The 15,547-nt window shown below is 51.6% G+C and carries 21 protein-coding genes; 19 read left to right on the top strand and 2 right to left on the bottom strand.

What is annotated here, in order from left to right:
• Window positions 1-7 precede the first annotated feature (7 nt).
• Together AC0YNW_RS14860 and comA are read right to left on the bottom strand one after the other, a co-directional pair.
• Window positions 8-721, bottom strand: a complete 714-nt coding sequence (locus AC0YNW_RS14860) for a 2-phosphosulfolactate phosphatase (RefSeq protein ID WP_475832613.1) — start codon at window positions 719-721, stop codon at window positions 8-10.
• A 17-nt stretch (window positions 722-738) separates the two neighbouring features.
• Entirely contained in the window at window positions 739-1,566 is an 828-nt protein-coding gene (comA, locus tag AC0YNW_RS14855) for a phosphosulfolactate synthase (protein WP_475832612.1), read from the bottom strand.
• A gap of 135 nt (window positions 1,567-1,701) precedes the next feature.
• Between comA and AC0YNW_RS14850 the strand changes: the two genes are divergently transcribed.
• The 19 genes from AC0YNW_RS14850 to AC0YNW_RS14760 all read left to right on the top strand — a co-directional run bounded on the left by AC0YNW_RS14850 (window position 1,702) and on the right by AC0YNW_RS14760 (window position 15,506).
• Complete coding sequence (locus tag AC0YNW_RS14850) at window positions 1,702-1,968, top strand: YqhV family protein (RefSeq protein ID WP_475832611.1); 267 nt, start codon at window positions 1,702-1,704, stop codon at window positions 1,966-1,968.
• 92 nt (window positions 1,969-2,060) lie between these two features.
• A complete protein-coding gene (gene spoIIIAA, locus AC0YNW_RS14845) occupies window positions 2,061-3,095 on the top strand; it encodes a stage III sporulation protein AA (protein ID WP_475832610.1) in 1,035 nt (344 codons plus the stop codon).
• Window positions 3,092-3,610 carry a stage III sporulation protein SpoIIIAB gene (spoIIIAB, locus tag AC0YNW_RS14840; RefSeq protein WP_475832609.1) on the top strand — a complete coding sequence of 173 codons (519 nt, stop codon included), beginning with the start codon at window positions 3,092-3,094 and terminating at the stop codon, window positions 3,608-3,610. The genes spoIIIAA and spoIIIAB overlap by 4 nt, the downstream gene beginning before the upstream one ends.
• Window positions 3,611-3,625: 15 nt before the next feature.
• Window positions 3,626-3,829, top strand: coding sequence for a stage III sporulation protein AC (spoIIIAC, locus tag AC0YNW_RS14835; protein ID WP_119799452.1), 204 nt, complete (start codon window positions 3,626-3,628; stop codon window positions 3,827-3,829).
• A 9-nt stretch (window positions 3,830-3,838) separates the two neighbouring features.
• The gene (gene spoIIIAD, locus AC0YNW_RS14830) at window positions 3,839-4,240 is read left to right on the top strand and encodes a stage III sporulation protein AD (protein WP_387473985.1); all 402 of its coding nucleotides are present in this window, start codon (window positions 3,839-3,841) and stop codon (window positions 4,238-4,240) included.
• The gene (spoIIIAE, locus tag AC0YNW_RS14825) at window positions 4,237-5,478 is read left to right on the top strand and encodes a stage III sporulation protein AE (protein WP_475832608.1); all 1,242 of its coding nucleotides are present in this window, start codon (window positions 4,237-4,239) and stop codon (window positions 5,476-5,478) included. The genes spoIIIAD and spoIIIAE overlap by 4 nt, the downstream gene beginning before the upstream one ends.
• 127 nt (window positions 5,479-5,605) lie before the next feature.
• Window positions 5,606-6,328, top strand: a complete 723-nt coding sequence (spoIIIAF, locus tag AC0YNW_RS14820; protein WP_475832607.1) for a stage III sporulation protein AF — start codon at window positions 5,606-5,608, stop codon at window positions 6,326-6,328.
• Window positions 6,329-6,354: 26 nt separating this feature from the next.
• On the top strand, window positions 6,355-6,984 hold the full coding sequence (gene spoIIIAG / locus AC0YNW_RS14815; RefSeq protein WP_387473979.1) for a stage III sporulation protein AG: 630 nt from the start codon (window positions 6,355-6,357) through the stop codon (window positions 6,982-6,984).
• Between the two features lie 232 nt (window positions 6,985-7,216).
• Window positions 7,217-7,831 (top strand): SpoIIIAH-like family protein, encoded by a 615-nt coding sequence (locus AC0YNW_RS14810; protein ID WP_475832606.1) that lies wholly within the window; start codon window positions 7,217-7,219, stop codon window positions 7,829-7,831.
• Window positions 7,832-8,007: 176 nt separating this feature from the next.
• Window positions 8,008-8,508 carry an acetyl-CoA carboxylase biotin carboxyl carrier protein gene (gene accB / locus AC0YNW_RS14805; RefSeq protein ID WP_387473975.1) on the top strand — a complete coding sequence of 167 codons (501 nt, stop codon included), beginning with the start codon at window positions 8,008-8,010 and terminating at the stop codon, window positions 8,506-8,508.
• A 44-nt stretch (window positions 8,509-8,552) separates the two neighbouring features.
• Entirely contained in the window at window positions 8,553-9,926 is a 1,374-nt protein-coding gene (accC, locus tag AC0YNW_RS14800) for an acetyl-CoA carboxylase biotin carboxylase subunit (protein ID WP_475832605.1), read from the top strand.
• A 117-nt stretch (window positions 9,927-10,043) separates the two neighbouring features.
• The gene (locus AC0YNW_RS14795) at window positions 10,044-10,448 is read left to right on the top strand and encodes an Asp23/Gls24 family envelope stress response protein (RefSeq protein ID WP_387473971.1); all 405 of its coding nucleotides are present in this window, start codon (window positions 10,044-10,046) and stop codon (window positions 10,446-10,448) included.
• A gap of 100 nt (window positions 10,449-10,548) precedes the next feature.
• Window positions 10,549-11,106, top strand: a complete 558-nt coding sequence (gene amaP, locus AC0YNW_RS14790; RefSeq protein ID WP_475832604.1) for an alkaline shock response membrane anchor protein AmaP — start codon at window positions 10,549-10,551, stop codon at window positions 11,104-11,106.
• A gap of 13 nt (window positions 11,107-11,119) precedes the next feature.
• Window positions 11,120-11,350: a DUF2273 domain-containing protein gene (locus AC0YNW_RS14785; protein ID WP_387473967.1), complete on the top strand. Its 231-nt coding sequence runs from the start codon at window positions 11,120-11,122 to the stop codon at window positions 11,348-11,350.
• Between the two features lie 235 nt (window positions 11,351-11,585).
• Entirely contained in the window at window positions 11,586-12,029 is a 444-nt protein-coding gene (nusB, locus tag AC0YNW_RS14780) for a transcription antitermination factor NusB (protein WP_475832603.1), read from the top strand.
• A 90-nt stretch (window positions 12,030-12,119) separates the two neighbouring features.
• Window positions 12,120-12,980: a bifunctional methylenetetrahydrofolate dehydrogenase/methenyltetrahydrofolate cyclohydrolase FolD gene (gene folD, locus AC0YNW_RS14775; protein WP_475832602.1), complete on the top strand. Its 861-nt coding sequence runs from the start codon at window positions 12,120-12,122 to the stop codon at window positions 12,978-12,980.
• 3 nt (window positions 12,981-12,983) lie between these two features.
• Entirely contained in the window at window positions 12,984-14,348 is a 1,365-nt protein-coding gene (xseA, locus tag AC0YNW_RS14770; RefSeq protein WP_475832601.1) for an exodeoxyribonuclease VII large subunit, read from the top strand.
• The gene (xseB, locus tag AC0YNW_RS14765; RefSeq protein WP_387473959.1) at window positions 14,338-14,592 is read left to right on the top strand and encodes an exodeoxyribonuclease VII small subunit; all 255 of its coding nucleotides are present in this window, start codon (window positions 14,338-14,340) and stop codon (window positions 14,590-14,592) included. Before xseA ends, xseB begins: the two co-directional genes overlap by 11 nt.
• Before the next feature lie 2 nt (window positions 14,593-14,594).
• Complete coding sequence (locus tag AC0YNW_RS14760) at window positions 14,595-15,506, top strand: polyprenyl synthetase family protein (protein ID WP_475832600.1); 912 nt, start codon at window positions 14,595-14,597, stop codon at window positions 15,504-15,506.
• Window positions 15,507-15,547: the final 41 nt, after the last annotated feature.

Raw genomic sequence — 15,547 nt, 5'->3', positions numbered from 1 at the left:
GTTATGACTAGTCGCGCAGGACGAGGCGATCTCCTGAGAGACAGGGTACGGCGTCCAGTACATTCACGCGGGCGCATGCCTCGATATCATCTCTTAATCCCAGCTTGAGCAGTCTCTTGCCAGATTGTCCTTGCAGCAGCGTCTCCAGAATGTCCGCAGATCGATCCCGGTACAAGGCATGCATCGCGAGTCCGAAGTCATCCAGCTCCATATTCCCGCCTCTTAGCTTCATCAGTTCCTCGATGAGCAGACCTGCGCACAGTCCGTCTTCGATCGCAAATTCATCATGGCTGCCTGCGCATAGTATGACGATATCTCTTTGTAGATGAAGAGCATATTTCGCTGCGGCTGCCGCATTTAGCAAGGATGCGGCTATGATGTTCTCTGCTTTAGTAGACTTATGAATGGCTCTTGTGCCATTCGTCGTTGTCAATATAATTCTGCGTCCACGCACGGCATCCGCATGATACTCTTTTGGCGAATTTCCGAGATCAAAGCCCGCAATTTTACGGCAAAAGCGCTCTCCGCCCATCAAGTCCTCCGGCCGCTGAAGGGACCGGGCATCCATCACCGTCTCGGCTGGCACGATGCTGGAGGCACCTGCAGATAAAGCGGTAACGATCGTGCTTGTGGCTCTCAATACATCGATGACGAAGGCTGTTTTGTGATGAAAGTTCGCAGAGCAGGCCTCGTTCACGCTGGATATTACCTGGACGTGCATAATCTATTCTCCACTCCTTAAATCATATAATCGGGATCGGCAGACCGCTGTCCGAATTCGAAGGTGTCCGCGCGCAATCCGCGGCGCATCGCTTCCAGCGACAACGCTTCAGCGGGAGCGACGTTGCCCAGATGAACCCCAGCGCCGAATTGCAGCAGAAGCTCTGCTTGCTGGCTCTTCAGAGGTGCCTCCCACATTAAGCGCCCGGCGTGGTCGACCTTGCCGAGCACATCCTCAAGAACGCTTTCCTTGCAATGTCCATGCTCATCAAAGAGACCGATGTTGACGCCCGATTCTCTGGCTTCAACGGCCACCATTTCTGCTCCGGCTTCCCAGTCGCAGTGGGCGGTGAATGCAAGCTCCTGCGGATCAATCTCGGAGCCTGCCGCTTTCTTCCCGTATTCGGTGACGACGAACAGTCCTCGTCTGATGCATTCCTTGATCAGCGAAGTTCGGCGAATACGGTCCAGTTCGATGGTGCCATCGGATATTTCGACACCGGTAAAGCCAAGCGAGCAGATTCTGTCGAGAAACGGCATGGCCGTTCCTTGCTGGACGGCAACTTCCAGCAGCGTGCCGCCGGGCATCATGAGCAGATTGGAATCGGAAGCAAGCTTCAGCTTCTTGCGCAATAGGTTCTGATCATACAGGACGGCGGTTCCGAATCCAAGCTTGACGATGTCGACGAATGGCCCCGCTGTCTGAATGAAATCGGTGAAGGCGTTCAAGCCCATTCCTTTGTCGATCACCATGGTTTTGCCAAGCCCTTGTCGCCGGTCCGCGCTTCTGCAGCCGCTAGGGTCTTTTAAGAGCTGATGCCAGTTGTCCAGTACAGCACTCTTCATGTTCTCAGTTCTCCTCGCTTGATTGATCTTCCAACCACTATATGCGGATGGCGCTGGGCAGGTGCCCGGCATGAATTGGAGACAAGCATGCATATACATACAAAAAGCGCATGGAACGAAAGGAGGTCCAATCCATTGCTTAACAAAATCGTTCTAAGTATGGCGATGCTGCGCCTGTTGTCTGGCAGTATCGAGATATGCGCAGCGTTAATCATGCTCAGGATGAATCAGATCGACAAAGCGCTTGTCGTCAATTCATCGCTCGCGTTTGTCGGCCCGATTATTCTGATCACAACGACCACCATCGGCCTTGTCGGGTTGTCCGACAAGCTGTCGGCGTCCAAGTTTGTGTGGGTAGCCGTCGGCGTTATCTGCCTGATGATTGGCATATTAAAAAAATAGTAGAGTGCGAATCTAGCAAATCCGTTCATAATTCCAGCAGACAAGCATACACATGTAACGACATAAGACAAACATTGGGGAGTGAAGGAAGCATGCTGTCCCATGTATCTCATTTGTTGCCGCTGGAACTAAAAAAGCTGCTGGATGGTTTGCCGGCGGACGTAAAAGGATCGCTTGAGGAAATACGCATACGGGAGAATCGTCCGCTTGAAATCTCCTATCGCGGGGGCTATCGGTTTGTGGGGAGCGACGGGAGTTTGAAGCTTCAATCAGATGGTTCCTTAAAACCTACGGCTGAGCAATGCCGCAAGCTTCTGGAGCGCATCACGAATTATTCGCTTTATGCTATGGAAGAAGAACTGAGAAGAGGCTACATTACCGTATCGGGCGGACATCGAATCGGACTAGCCGGCCGCACGATCCTCGATGGCGGCAGCGTCCGCGGCATTCGGGATATTGGCGGTTTCAACATCCGAATTGCGAGAGAGGTTATTGGCGCAGCTGCACATCTATTGCCCAAGCTCATCGATAAGGTACGCGGTACCGTAGGGTCCACGCTCATACTGGCACCGCCGCAGCAAGGTAAAACGACGCTAATCCGGGATATCGCGAGAACCCTTAGCTACGGCAGCCAGACAGGAACCGAGAGAGAAGCTATCGCGGGCAAGAAAGTAGGGATCGTAGATGAACGATCCGAAATCGCCGCTTGCGTCAGAGGCATACCGACTTTCGACGTCGGCCCGCGAACGGATGTTATGGATGCATGTCCGAAGGCGGAAGGCATGATGATGCTGCTGAGGTCCATGTCGCCTGAGGTGTTGATCGTCGATGAGATCGGACGGCCTGAGGATATTGATGCGATCCGGGAGGCCAGCCACGCAGGAGTAAGCGTCGTCGCAACTGCCCATGCCTTCGATGTGCAGGATGCCAAAGGAAGACCGGAGTTGTACAGGCTTATTCAGGAAGGGGCATTCGCCCATATCGTAGAGCTGAAGCGTTCGCTGGACGGTATTATGCACCGCATTATAAGTACGGGTGTGTTGCAGCAAGCCTCCGGCGCCAAGAGCAGGGAACAGCCTTCTGTTATGAATCTGGCTGGGGCCGGGGCCTTCCGGAGGGAGCAATGATCAAGCTGATCGGCGCAGTGCTCATCCTGGTAGCCGGCACACTAATCGGTTTTCAGCAAGCCGCGAAGTTTGCGGAACGGCCCAGGCAGCTGAGACAGCTCGCTCATGCTCTGCAGCGGCTGGAGACCGAGATTGGTTACGGTCATACGCCCCTGCCAGAAGCGCTGGAGCGGACGGCGGAAGCTTCTGCGACGCCGATTGCCGCGCTGTTTCGGAACGCATCCGAGCAACTGAACGGAGAAGAAGGCTTGTCCTTTCAGGAATGCTGGGAGAGGTCCATACAGGCATGCTGGATTGAAACCTCGATGAGGGCTAGCGAAAAAGCGGTCATGCTCCGGCTTGGGTCAACGCTTGGCATCAGTGACAAGGAAGATCAGATGAAGCACTTGCGGCTTGCGCTGCTGCAACTGAAGTCGGAAGAGGACGCGGCAAGAGACGATCAAGGGCGTTATGAAAAGATGTGGAAAAGTCTCGGAGCATTGCTCGCTGTGCTGATCATCATTTTGATGGTGTAAGAGGGTGCGCTACTTATGAACATGGATGTCAGCGCCATATTTCAAATCGCTGGAATCGGCATCATTATTGCAATGATTCATTCCGTTTTGAAGCAGATGGGGAAGGAAGACATGGCGCATTGGGTAACCGTAATCGGATTCGTCGTTGTATTGTTTATGGTTGTACGTCTGCTGAATGACTTGTTCCAGGAAATCAAAACGATTTTTCTGTTCCAGTAGGTGAACGCGGTGGAAATGATACAAATCGTCGGCCTCGGTCTGATGGCGACCGTGCTGATCCTGGTTGTCAAAGAGCAGAAGCCGATGTTCGCTTTCCTTCTGGCGGCATTTACGGGATTGTTTATCTTCCTGTATGTAATCGGCAAGATAGAAGCGGTAATCAAGGTGCTTGAGGATCTGGGGAACCGGTCTGGTATTCCTTCGATTTATGTGAAAACGGTTCTGAAGATTATCGGAATTGCCTATATTGCCGAATTCGGGGCCCAGATTGTACGGGACGCAGGCCAGGAAAGCATCGCGTCCAAAATAGAATTTGCCGGCAAAGTATTTATTCTCGTCATGGCCATCCCGATTATAAGCGTCATCGTCGAGACCGTAATGGGATTGCTGCCGGCGGGGAGCGGATCATGATGGTGCAAGCGCGTGCCGGCGGAGCCGCAAAGCTGCAATTGCTCGTATGGCTGTTTCTGCTCTGCATGTCGATCCTGCCGGTCGGCGTGAATGCGGAGAGAGGAGCGGAGGGCAGCTACGCGGCAGCTCCGCAACCCGCAGGAACGGACGTCAACGAAATGATGAAGGAACAAGCGGGCCTTATGGAGACAGAGCCTGTCGAGGATTATTGGAACAAGCTCCGTGAGCAATATGGGGGCTTTTTCCCGGACCAGAAGGTTCCGAGCTTCAGTGAGATGCTGCTGTCAGGCGGAGGGCTGAAGCTGACCGATGTGCTGAATGGGCTGCTCCGATACCTCTGGCATGAAGTGCTGTACAATGGCAAGCTGCTGGTTACGATCGTGCTGCTGACTGTATTCAGCATGGTGCTGGAAACGTTGCAGAATGCATTCGAGCGAAACTCCATCAGCAAAGTGGCCTACTCCGTCACCTACATGGTGCTGGTCATCATCGCGGTTAACAGCTTTCATGTCGCAATCGGGTATGCCAGGGATGCGATTGAAAGCATGATTGCCTTCATGCTGGCCATGGTTCCGCTCCTGCTGACACTGCTGGCATCGATGGGAAGCGTTGTTACGGTATCGGTCCTGCATCCTCTCATTATCTTTATGATCCATATCGTGGGGACGGTTATCTACAGCTTCGTATTCCCGTTGTTGTTTTTCTCTGCGGTGCTGCATATCGCAAGCGCGTTGACGGAGAAATTCAAGGTCACCCAGCTGGCGAATCTGCTTCGAAACGTTGCAGTCGGTTCACTTGGCGTCCTGGTGACGATCTTTCTCGGTGTCATTTCCGTTCAAGGGGCGACCGGCGCTGTAACGGATGGCGTCACGCTGCGGGCAGCCAAGTTCGTAACGGGCAACTTCGTTCCTGTCGTAGGCCGAATGTTCTCCGATGCCGCGGATACGGTCATCTCTGCTTCAATGCTGGCAAAAAACGCAATCGGACTCGCAGGCGTCATCATCCTGTTGTTCCTGAGCGCATTCCCGGCTCTGAAAATCTTAACGCTAGCGCTCATCTACAACGTATCGGCCGCCGTGATGCAGCCGCTCGGCGATTCTCCTATCGTCAACTGCTTGCAGACGATCGGCAAAACGATGATTTTCGTATTCGCCGCATTGGCAGCGGTCAGCCTGATGTTTTTCCTCGCGGTGACGATCATCCTGACTGCCGGCAATGCAACGCTTATGGTGAGATAGAGCGGAGTAAGTTTTGTTTACGCAAAACTAAGCCAATGCTTACGAAGTGAGATTTGCTCCGCAAAACTAAGCGTATGCTTACGATGTAAGTTTTGCTCCGCAAAACTTTTTGGGAGGTGAGCTTAATGTGATCGGTTGGTTGAGCGACTGGCTGAGGGATATTATTGCCGTCATCTTGCTGGCCGTTCTTGTAGAGCTGCTGCTTCCTAATAAATCGATGCAACGGTATGCCAGGCTCGTCGTCGGATTGTTTATCTTACTGACTATTCTTTCGCCTATTTTGCGGCTGCTGCAGACGGATATGACGAATAGGCTGGACGCCGGAATGGAGCTTTGGAATGAAAGATCCATAAGCAAGCAAGTGCAGATGCCAAGTCTGGAGGACATTCAGCGCCGCGCGGACGATATACAGACCAAACGGCATGAAGAAGCTGCTCGTCTGACGGCAGCGAATCTGGAAGAAGCGATGGGGGAAGCCATCTCAAGCGAAACGGGAGCAGTGGTCGAGCGAGTAGTCGTCACCTTAGCTTGGAGCGATCGGCAAAAACAAAATGAAGCGCCGGAGATCTCAGCGGTCAAGGTCACGTTGAAGAGTAGCGTCGGTACCGAGGGTCCAGAGCATGAGAAGGGGCAGAAGCCGATTCAGATTGAAGCAGTTGCGCCAGTAGATATTACGGTAGGAGACAACGTGAAGAATGGCAACGCCGGCGCAACTGAGAAAAACGATTTTATCTCGCCTAACAAGAAGGAAATGACGGCTGTGCAGGGTGTATTGACGCGAGGCTGGGGAGTCCGGGCTGAAAAAATCGATGTCCGAATCAGGGCAAGCGGAGAATCAGCAGCCAAGTGAAAAAAGCTGGAGGGGAGGGAGTCGAAATGGCAAAATGGCTGGAAGGCTTGGAATCGGCGGTAGGCGGCGGGCCAGGCGGGCCGAAGCGGGTTCGTACGCTGAGGATCTTGCTTATCATTGGCGGAATCGGGGCTGCGCTGATGCTGTTCAATTCATTTTTGCCCTTTAAGGATGTAGCGCCTTCCGCCCAGGATCCGAACCCTCCGCCAGAAGCTTCGGAAGCTTGGAATCGCAACGCTGCTCCGGGCTCTCCTTTTGAATTAGTCGAAGGTACGCTGGAGACTCGTCTCAAAGAAATACTGGAGAAGATTGTTGGGGTCGGATCTATTGATGTGATGGTTACCGTTGATTCGACAGAAGAGATTGTCGTCGAGAGGCACAAGAACGAGAGTCAGTCGATTACCGATGAGAATGATCGGAACGGGGGGGTGAGGCATATTACGTCGATCAGCAAGGATGGTCAAGTCGTTTTGTATGAAGTATCCGGTGAGCAAAAACCGATCATTACGAAAACGATCAATCCCCGAATACGAGGTGTTCTAATCGTAGCCAAAGGGGCGGAAAACGCAACGGTCAGACGCCTCATAACGAGCGCAGTTGAAAAAGGGCTTAGCGTTCCGGTTAACCGAATCTCGGTTGTGCCGAGTAAGCAATAGGCTTAGGTAGTTAATGACATAATCATCTATGCTTACGAAGCAAGTTTTGCTCCAATCAACTAAACGTTGATTATAACCACAAAACTTAGTTGATGCTTACGAAGCAAGTTTTGCTCCATTCAGCTAGCCGCTGAATACAATCACAAAACTTAGTTGATGCTTACGAAGCAAGTTTTGCTCCATTCAGCTAGCCGCTGAATATAACCACAAAACTTTTTAGGAGGAATCATTAATGAATACCAAAAGACAAACGATTTGGCTTGTGTCCATGCTCAGCTTGATGGTTGTGCTCTCTGCTTACTACTTGTTCACGCAGGATCTGAATGATGCCGATAAGCTGTCGTCAGAGAAGCCGGGCGAAAATGTAACGGAAGTGGCCGGAGGAGATAAAGGCCAGTTTGTAGTGGATGAGGTTCAGCAAGGCGAGTCGGACGGCATCAGCTTGGCCAACAAAAAAATTCTGGAGCAAATCGAACGCGAAGGCTATGCCCAAGGCAGCATCTTCAGCGATTTGCTGGCGAAGAGAGAGCAGCAATACAGCCAAGAAGAAAACCGCATCATGACCGTGCTTGCAGATGTGAGCAACATTAGCTCGGAAGATTCGGCGGTTGCGGCAACCGAGCTTGCTCAGCTTGAAGAGAAGAACTCACGCATTACAGCGCTAGAGTCGGAGCTGATGAAGCAATATGAGATCGCCTTAGTCTCCCAAGAGAATGACCGCTACAAGGTTGTCGTCACCAGCGAAAAGCTGGAGAAGAAGGAAGCCGCCAGCATTATCGACCAAGTGATGACTGTTATGGAAGTCAGCCCGAATCAAGTATCCGTGCAATATGTGCCGGAGCCCTAACATTCGGTACGGCCGCCAGGCAGCAAGCTCCGTTCGCCTTTGGCTATAGCCGAAGGTGAACGGAGTTTTTTCGATCAGAATGCAGTAATTTAACCTTGTCCAAAAAATGATTCGTGTTCACGCCTTTTTATGGTATAATACTAAACGTTATGTGAAGAAGAGGAGTGATTACGTTCATGTTCAAGTTGAGCGAGATTAAAGAATTGATCAAGCTGGTCGATCAAACATCCGTTCAGGAGCTAGAAATTGAAAACGAAGGCGCGCGTCTGCACATCCGTAAACCAGGCAAAACTGAAGTGGTGAATGTGCAAGCGGCTCCAATTACGCATACATATTCACAGCCTGCTGTAGCGGTAGTTCCGTCCCAGCCAGCCGTTCAACCTAGCGTTCAACCGGCCGCTGCGGAATCCGCACCTGCCAAGGCGCCTGCTGCGGATCTTCACCAAATCGTATCGCCAATGGTCGGCACGTTCTACAGTGCGCCGTCTCCAGATGCGGATATATTTGTGAAAACAGGCGATCGCGTCCATGAGAAGTCGGTCGTATGTATTCTGGAAGCGATGAAGCTGATGAATGAACTGGAAGCCGAAGTGAATGGCGAGATCGTGGAAGTTCTGGTTTCCAACGGTCAGTTGGTGGAGTACGGCCAGCCGCTGTTCCTGGTGAAAGCGGACTAACGAAAGCCCGGTTTGGGTAACTGACGTCTGAAAGGGGTTCCTACGTGAAATTCCAAAAAATATTAATCGCGAACCGCGGAGAAATCGCGGTACGGATCATTCGCGCTTGCCGGGAGCTGGGGATCAGCACGGTGGCGGTATATTCGGAGTCGGACCGCGACTCGCTTCATGTCCGCCTTGCGGATGAGGCTTATTGCATCGGCCCTACTCCATCGAAGGATAGCTATTTAAACTTAACGAACATTATGAGTGTCGCAACGATTACAGAATGCGACGCGATTCATCCCGGCTACGGCTTTTTGGCCGAGAATGCCGACTTTGCGGAAATTTGCGAGTCGTGCAATATAACATTTATCGGTCCTTCTCCTGAAGCGATCAGCAAGATGGGTGACAAGGCTGTTGCCAAGCTGACGATGAAGACAGCGAATGTGCCAATCATCCCTGGTTCCGACGGCTTGATTGAAAGCATGGACGAGGCAATTCAGGTTGCCCGCGAGATCGGTTATCCGGTCATTATTAAGGCAACTGCAGGCGGCGGAGGCAAAGGCATCCGTATTGCCGAAGACGAAGATACGCTTATTAGCCAGATTACAACGGCTCAGCAGGAAGCCCAGAAGGCATTCGGCAACGCTGGCGTATATCTGGAGAAATATTTGACCGGGATGAAGCATGTCGAGATTCAGATTATGGCGGACAAGCATGGCAATGCCGTGCATCTGTTCGAGCGGGATTGCTCCGTGCAGCGCAGACGCCAGAAGCTGGTCGAAGAGGCGCCGTGTCCTATTCTTTCTCCTGAGCTGCGCGACGCAATGGGTCAAGCGGCGGTACGTGCTGCGCTTGCGGTGCAATATTCGGGTGCAGGCACGCTGGAGTTCTTGTTAAGCCCTGACGGCAACTTCTACTTTATGGAGATGAATACACGCATTCAGGTTGAGCATCCTGTTACGGAGATGATAACGAACGTCGACCTGATCAAAGAAATGATCAGCGTGGCGGAAGGCAATCCGCTTTCGTTCCGCCAGGAAGACCTGAGCATTAATGGTTGGGCTATCGAATGCCGGATCAATGCCGAGGATTCCGAGCGCAACTTCATGCCTTCGGCAGGGAACATTCCGTTCTACTTGCCGCCAGGCGGTGCGGGTGTTCGGGTAGACAGTGCGGTATATCCGGGCTACACGATTTCTCCGCATTACGACTCCATGATCGCTAAGCTGATTGTGTGGGGCTCGACGCGTGAGGAGGCTATTGCCCGCATGAAGAGGGCGCTGTCCGAATTTGCGATCGAGGGCATCCGGACGACGATTCCGTTCCATTTGAAGCTGCTCAATCATCCTACATTTGTGAAGGGCGACTTCGATATCAAGTTCCTGGAGGAGCATGATATTAACGCTCCGGCAGCGGTTGCAGGCGTCGAGTAAAACAAGTCCAAATCGTTTGTCATAAATCAGGCTGAATGTTATAGTATAGAAATAAGATGCGGAACACAGCTTGGTCATGGGCTAAGCTACGCAACATTAGGGAGGTGTACAACGAACATGAGTACGATAGCTGAATTTGAGAAAACAGACATCGGTACGATTCAGATTGCACCTGAAGTAATTGAGGTTATTGCTGGTCTGGCGACGGTTGAAGTCGAAGGTGTGGCAGGGATGAGCGGCGGGTTCGCAGGCGGTATTGCGGAGCTGTTGGGTCGCAAAAACTTGTCAAAAGGCGTTAAAGTCGAAGTCGGCCAGAGAGAAGCGGCTGTTGATGTTTCCATCATTATTCAATACGGAAACAAGATTCCGGAGATTGCTTCCCAGATTCAACAAAATGTGAAGCGCTCCATCGAGATGATGACAGGACTTCATGTCGTGGAAGTGAACGTTCATATTCATGACGTTTATTTCAAGCCGGCAGAGAAGCTGGAGGACGACGATTCCCAGCTGCGCGTCAAATAAAGATGAATAACAAGCTTTAATTCGTACAACCCCCTCGTGATTGGGCATGCCGCTCGGCACAAGGGGGTTTTCATTCGGTCCCCCGGGAGGTATGGCTGACTTGATAAAAGTTGTGGACAAGCTACTATTGTTTTTGTACAGCATCGTCATCGGAGCCGTGTCGGTATTTATGGCGAGCTTGGCCTTTGGCTGGATTTCACGTGAATTGCTATCTGATATGCTTACCGACTTCTATCGGTATGATTCCGTCTCCATCACCGTTGGCGTAATTGGCGTTATTCTCTTTCTGCTCAGCCTGCGCTTCTTTTTCGTCTCGCTGGCAAGAGGAACTGCTTCCTCACAATCCATTGATCAGAGAACGGAATTCGGCGATATCCGCATTTCGATCGAGACCATTGAAAACCTGTCGCTGAAAGCAGCTTCTAAGCAGCGCGGTGTCAAGGATTTGCGTGCGCGCGTACGGGCTTCGGATGCGGGACTGGAGATTGTGCTTAGAGCTGTTGTCGACGGCGAGCATTCCATTCCGACATTGACGGAGGACATTCAACGTGCGGTCAAAACGCATATTGAAGACATTACGGGAATACCGGTCATTAATGTCGCAGTGTTTGTCGCTAACGTTATTCAGGCGAATACATTCAAGAGCCGCGTAGAATAGAGGTGACGTACCGATGTGGAGGGATTTTTGGGGAATCTACTGGAAACGTTTGATCGGCGCGGCAGTCGGTTTGTTTTTCGGTATTGTCTATTTAGCTTTCGGCTTTTGGGATATGCTTTTTGTAGCGCTTCTTGTATTTGTCGGTTATTGGTTTGGCAAACAGAAAGAGCTATCAGACGGTCCGGTTGTTCCTTGGCAGCGATTATGGTACGCGCTGCTAGAGCGATTCCGCCCGTTTCGTTAAATCTGTGGTCTCCTCCGTATTCCGGATTTCGGACAGCCGCTAATTCGGGGCAGGGAGGAGATCATAGTTTTTTTACCACAATAGAATTTGTTGTAAGGTATCCGAGGTTAGCGGATATATAAATTCTATTTGGCGATAAAATCCACCTCTAAACGCGGTCGCTCATCATGAATGGCCTCGATAGAGGTTTTCTCATTGCAAACTATATTTTGGCATGAACGGATGTGGAGGTCACATGAAACGTAGGTTGGCTAGGGAAATTGCGATTTCGAGCTTATATCAGATGGAAATGAATGAAGTGACGGCGGCTGAGGCGGTCGATATGTTGATGGAAGAGCTCCGCGAAGATAATGAGCTTGGTGCGGACCCCAAGGAAGCGGGAAGCACGGACGATTTCGCACGCGAGCTGGTGCATGGCGTATTGGAAAGAAAACAAGCAATCGATGGCATGCTACAGCAATTTCTGACGGGCTGGCAAGTGGACAGACTGTCCAGAGTTGACCGTCAAGTATTGCGCCTCGCTTGTTACGAGATGGTATTCCGCAGCGATGTGCCGCCAAAAGCGGCTATTAACGAGGCTATTGAGCTTGCCAAGCATTTTGGCACCGATGAATCGGGTAAGTTTGTCAACGGTGTTCTGGGCAAGCTGCTGCAAGAAATCGATGAGCTCAAGGCATAGTCAGTTGAAGGCTTAGAGATGGGAGAGGCCTGCGGCATTCGGTAATTCATTCTATCAGACACGATAAAGATGAAGGGGACGATTACAAGCATGAGCGCTCAAATTATTGAAGGTAAAAAAGTTTCAGACCAAATGCGGATAGAGATGGTAGATGAAGTTGCGGCTCTGAAAAATAATAATGTCATTCCCGGACTTGCGGTCGTACTCGTAGGAGATGACCCGGCATCCAAGGTTTATGTCGGGTCCAAAGAAAAGGCTTGCCAGCAGCTTGGCATCTATTCCGAGGTGCATCGCCTCGCGGCAGATGCTTCGGAAGCTGAACTTTTGAGTCTGATTGACCGTTTGAACGAACAAGCGTCGATTAATGGCATTCTGGTGCAATTGCCTCTTCCCAAACATATCAATGAAAAAGCGATCATCGACGCGATCAGCGTGGAGAAGGACGTAGACGGATTCCATCCGGAGAGCGTTGGCAATTTGACCATTGGCGACGATAGCTTGCTTCCTTGTACGCCTGCAGGCGTTATTGAACTGATCAAGCGCAGCGGAGTCGACCTCTCAGGCAAACACGCCGTTGTCATTGGCCGCAGCAATATTGTAGGCAAGCCGGTAGCTATGCTGCTGCTGCGCGAGAACGCTACGGTAACGATCTGTCACTCCAGAACGGCGAACATGGAAGAGCTGGCGAAGCAAGCCGATATCCTGGTGGTAGCCATCGGCAAGGCGAAGGCGATTGATAGCCGTTACGTGAAGCCGGGCGCTATTGTGATCGATGTAGGAATCAATCGTCTGCCGGACGGCAAGCTTGCAGGAGACGTGGACTATAATGATTGTCTGGATACTGCAGGCTTTATTACGCCGGTTCCGGGCGGTGTAGGTCCGATGACGATTACAATGCTAATGAAAAATACCATTACCGCTGCAAAAAGGGCTAACGGAATCGAGGTGTAGACAATGGGGAAAGAACCCAAAGTTTATTCCATCAAAGAGATCAATAAATATATTCGGATGAAGCTGGAGACGGATCTGGTGCTTGGCGATGTCTGGCTTCGCGGCGAGATTTCGAACTTCACCCACCATTCCAGCGGGCATATGTACTTCACGTTAAAGGATAGCGACAGCCGTTTAAAGTGTGTCATGTTCGCCTCTCATAACGTGCGTCTTCCGTTCAAACCGAAGGAAGGCGCCAAAGTGATGGCGCGCGGCAATATTTCCGTCTACGAACGGGACGGCAACTATCAATTTTATGTGATGGCGATGCAGCCTGACGGTATCGGCAGCTTATATCTGGCCTTCGAGCAATTGAAGGGCAAGCTGGAGAGCGAAGGCTTGTTTTCCAGTTCCCGTAAGCGGGAACTGCCCGTCTATCCCAAGGCGATAGGTGTTATTACTTCTCCTACGGGCGCTGCGGTGAGAGATATTATTACGACCATTCAGCGAAGGTATCCGTTTATACCGGTGTATGTATATCCCGTCCTGGTTCAAGGTAAGGGAGCAGCCCCTTCGATTGTCGGCGCAATTGAAGCAATGAATCGTTTTGGTGATTGCGACGTATTAATTGTTGGTCGCGGCGGAGGCTCGTTGGAAGAGCTATGGGCTTTCAATGAAGAGTCAGTAGCCAGAGCTATTGCCGCTTCGGCAATTCCGGTCATTAGCGCCGTCGGACATGAGACTGACTTTACGATTGCCGACTTTGTAGCGGATATGCGGGCAGCGACTCCGACTGCCGCAGCCGAGCTTGCCGTACCGCATATTGCAGAGCTTAAGCAACAGCGGGAACGCATGAGTCAGCGACTCATTGGTGCGATGCACAGATCGATTAGCACGGAGAAAGAACGGCTTGCCCGCATCAGACGCTCTCCTTTCTTCCTGCATCCCCGCCGTTATATGCTGGATCAAGCTCAGCGGCTGGATCGGATGAAGGAGCAGCTCGAGCAGCGAATGTATAAGAGACTGTCCAAGGAAGACGCCAGATTGTCTCATCTTCAAGCGAGATTGTCTGCTCGGCATCCGGGAGCAACTGTTCAGCAATCGGCCAAGCGGCTTGCGGTTGTAACACGAGGACTGGAGATGTCAGTGGCCTCGATGCTGAAAGAACACAGACTGCGGCTGAATGGCGCTATGGGTCAGCTGGATGCCTTAAGCCCTCTGAAAGTAATGGCAAGAGGCTATAGCTTGGTCTACGACAGCGATTCAGGACGGCTGATTAAGTCGGTCAACGAGACAAAAAGCGGCGATGCGGTGCAGGTGAGGCTAATGAATGGCCGATTAGTATGCCGTGTTGAATCGGTTGAAGGAGGCGAGAGAAGTGAAAGCTGAGAAACAGGAAGAGCTAAGCTTCGAGGAAGCTATGGTGCGTTTGGAAGGTATCGTGGCTAAGCTTGAGAGCGGCGACGTTCCGCTGGAGACTGCCATTGATTTGTTTCAGGAAGGCATGAGGCTGTCGCAGCTATGCGGCGGCAAGCTTGAACAAGTAGAAAGCAAGATCGAGCTTCTTGTCGAGTCCGAGCAAGGCTTCCAGAAAAAAACGTTTGTAGCGGCAAACGAAGACAAAGGGGAATAAACTTGAACGTTAGCGTTGATATCCGAGAATATTTGAAGCAATGCGCATCTGAGGTGGAGACTGCTCTGCAAGCTTCTCTTCCACGGGAGTGGGATATTCCCGCAACGCTTCGCGAGGCTATGATGTATTCCCTTGAAGCGGGCGGCAAGCGTATTCGGCCTGCACTTGTGATGACGGCTGCCGAAGCGATTCATGGCTCGCCTGACGCACGCCTGGCAGCGCGTCCGGTCGCTTGCGCGGTCGAATATATACATACCTATTCGCTTATTCATGACGATCTGCCTGCTATGGACAACGATGATTATCGCCGAGGCAAGCTGACGAACCACAAAGTGTTCGGCGAAGCTATGGCGATACTGGCTGGCGACGCGCTGCTCACGCACGCGTTCAGCCTCATTCCACAGTCCGTTCGCCTAGGCGCGCCGCTCGATGTGGCGCTTGCGATCGTAGAGGACCTTTCTTTGTTGGCCGGCGCTTCCGGCATGGTCGGCGGGCAAGTGGCTGATATGCTGGGTGAGCAGGGGCTGACAACGGTGAAGGAACTAGAATACATTCATTTGCATAAAACGAGCGATTTGGTCGTCTTTTCGGTCAAATCCGGCGCTCGCATCGGGGGCGCTACGGAATCTCAATTGGAACTGTTGACTCTATATGCCCGCAATATTGGGCTCGCCTTCCAAATTCAAGATGATATATTGGATCTGATCGGCGATGAAAGCAAGCTTGGCAAAAAGACGAATAGCGATGTCACCCAGCAAAAAGTGACGTATCCTTATCTCGTTGGTATGGAAGAGAGCAAGGCACTTGTAGACCGTCTAACCGAGGAAGCGAAATCGGCGGTGATGAGAGCAGGCCTGTCCAACCCATCCAAATTGCTCCAAATTGCCGATTATCTGGTGCAGCGGGATCACTGATACCGGGAAAAATGGCGAAAGATTGGGAATCAAATCGGGCG

The sequence above is a fragment of the Paenibacillus sp. J31R120 genome (genome assembly GCF_056269225.1).
Note: the sequence above shows the minus strand (reverse complement) of the source record. Positions and strands in the feature narration are given on the sequence as shown.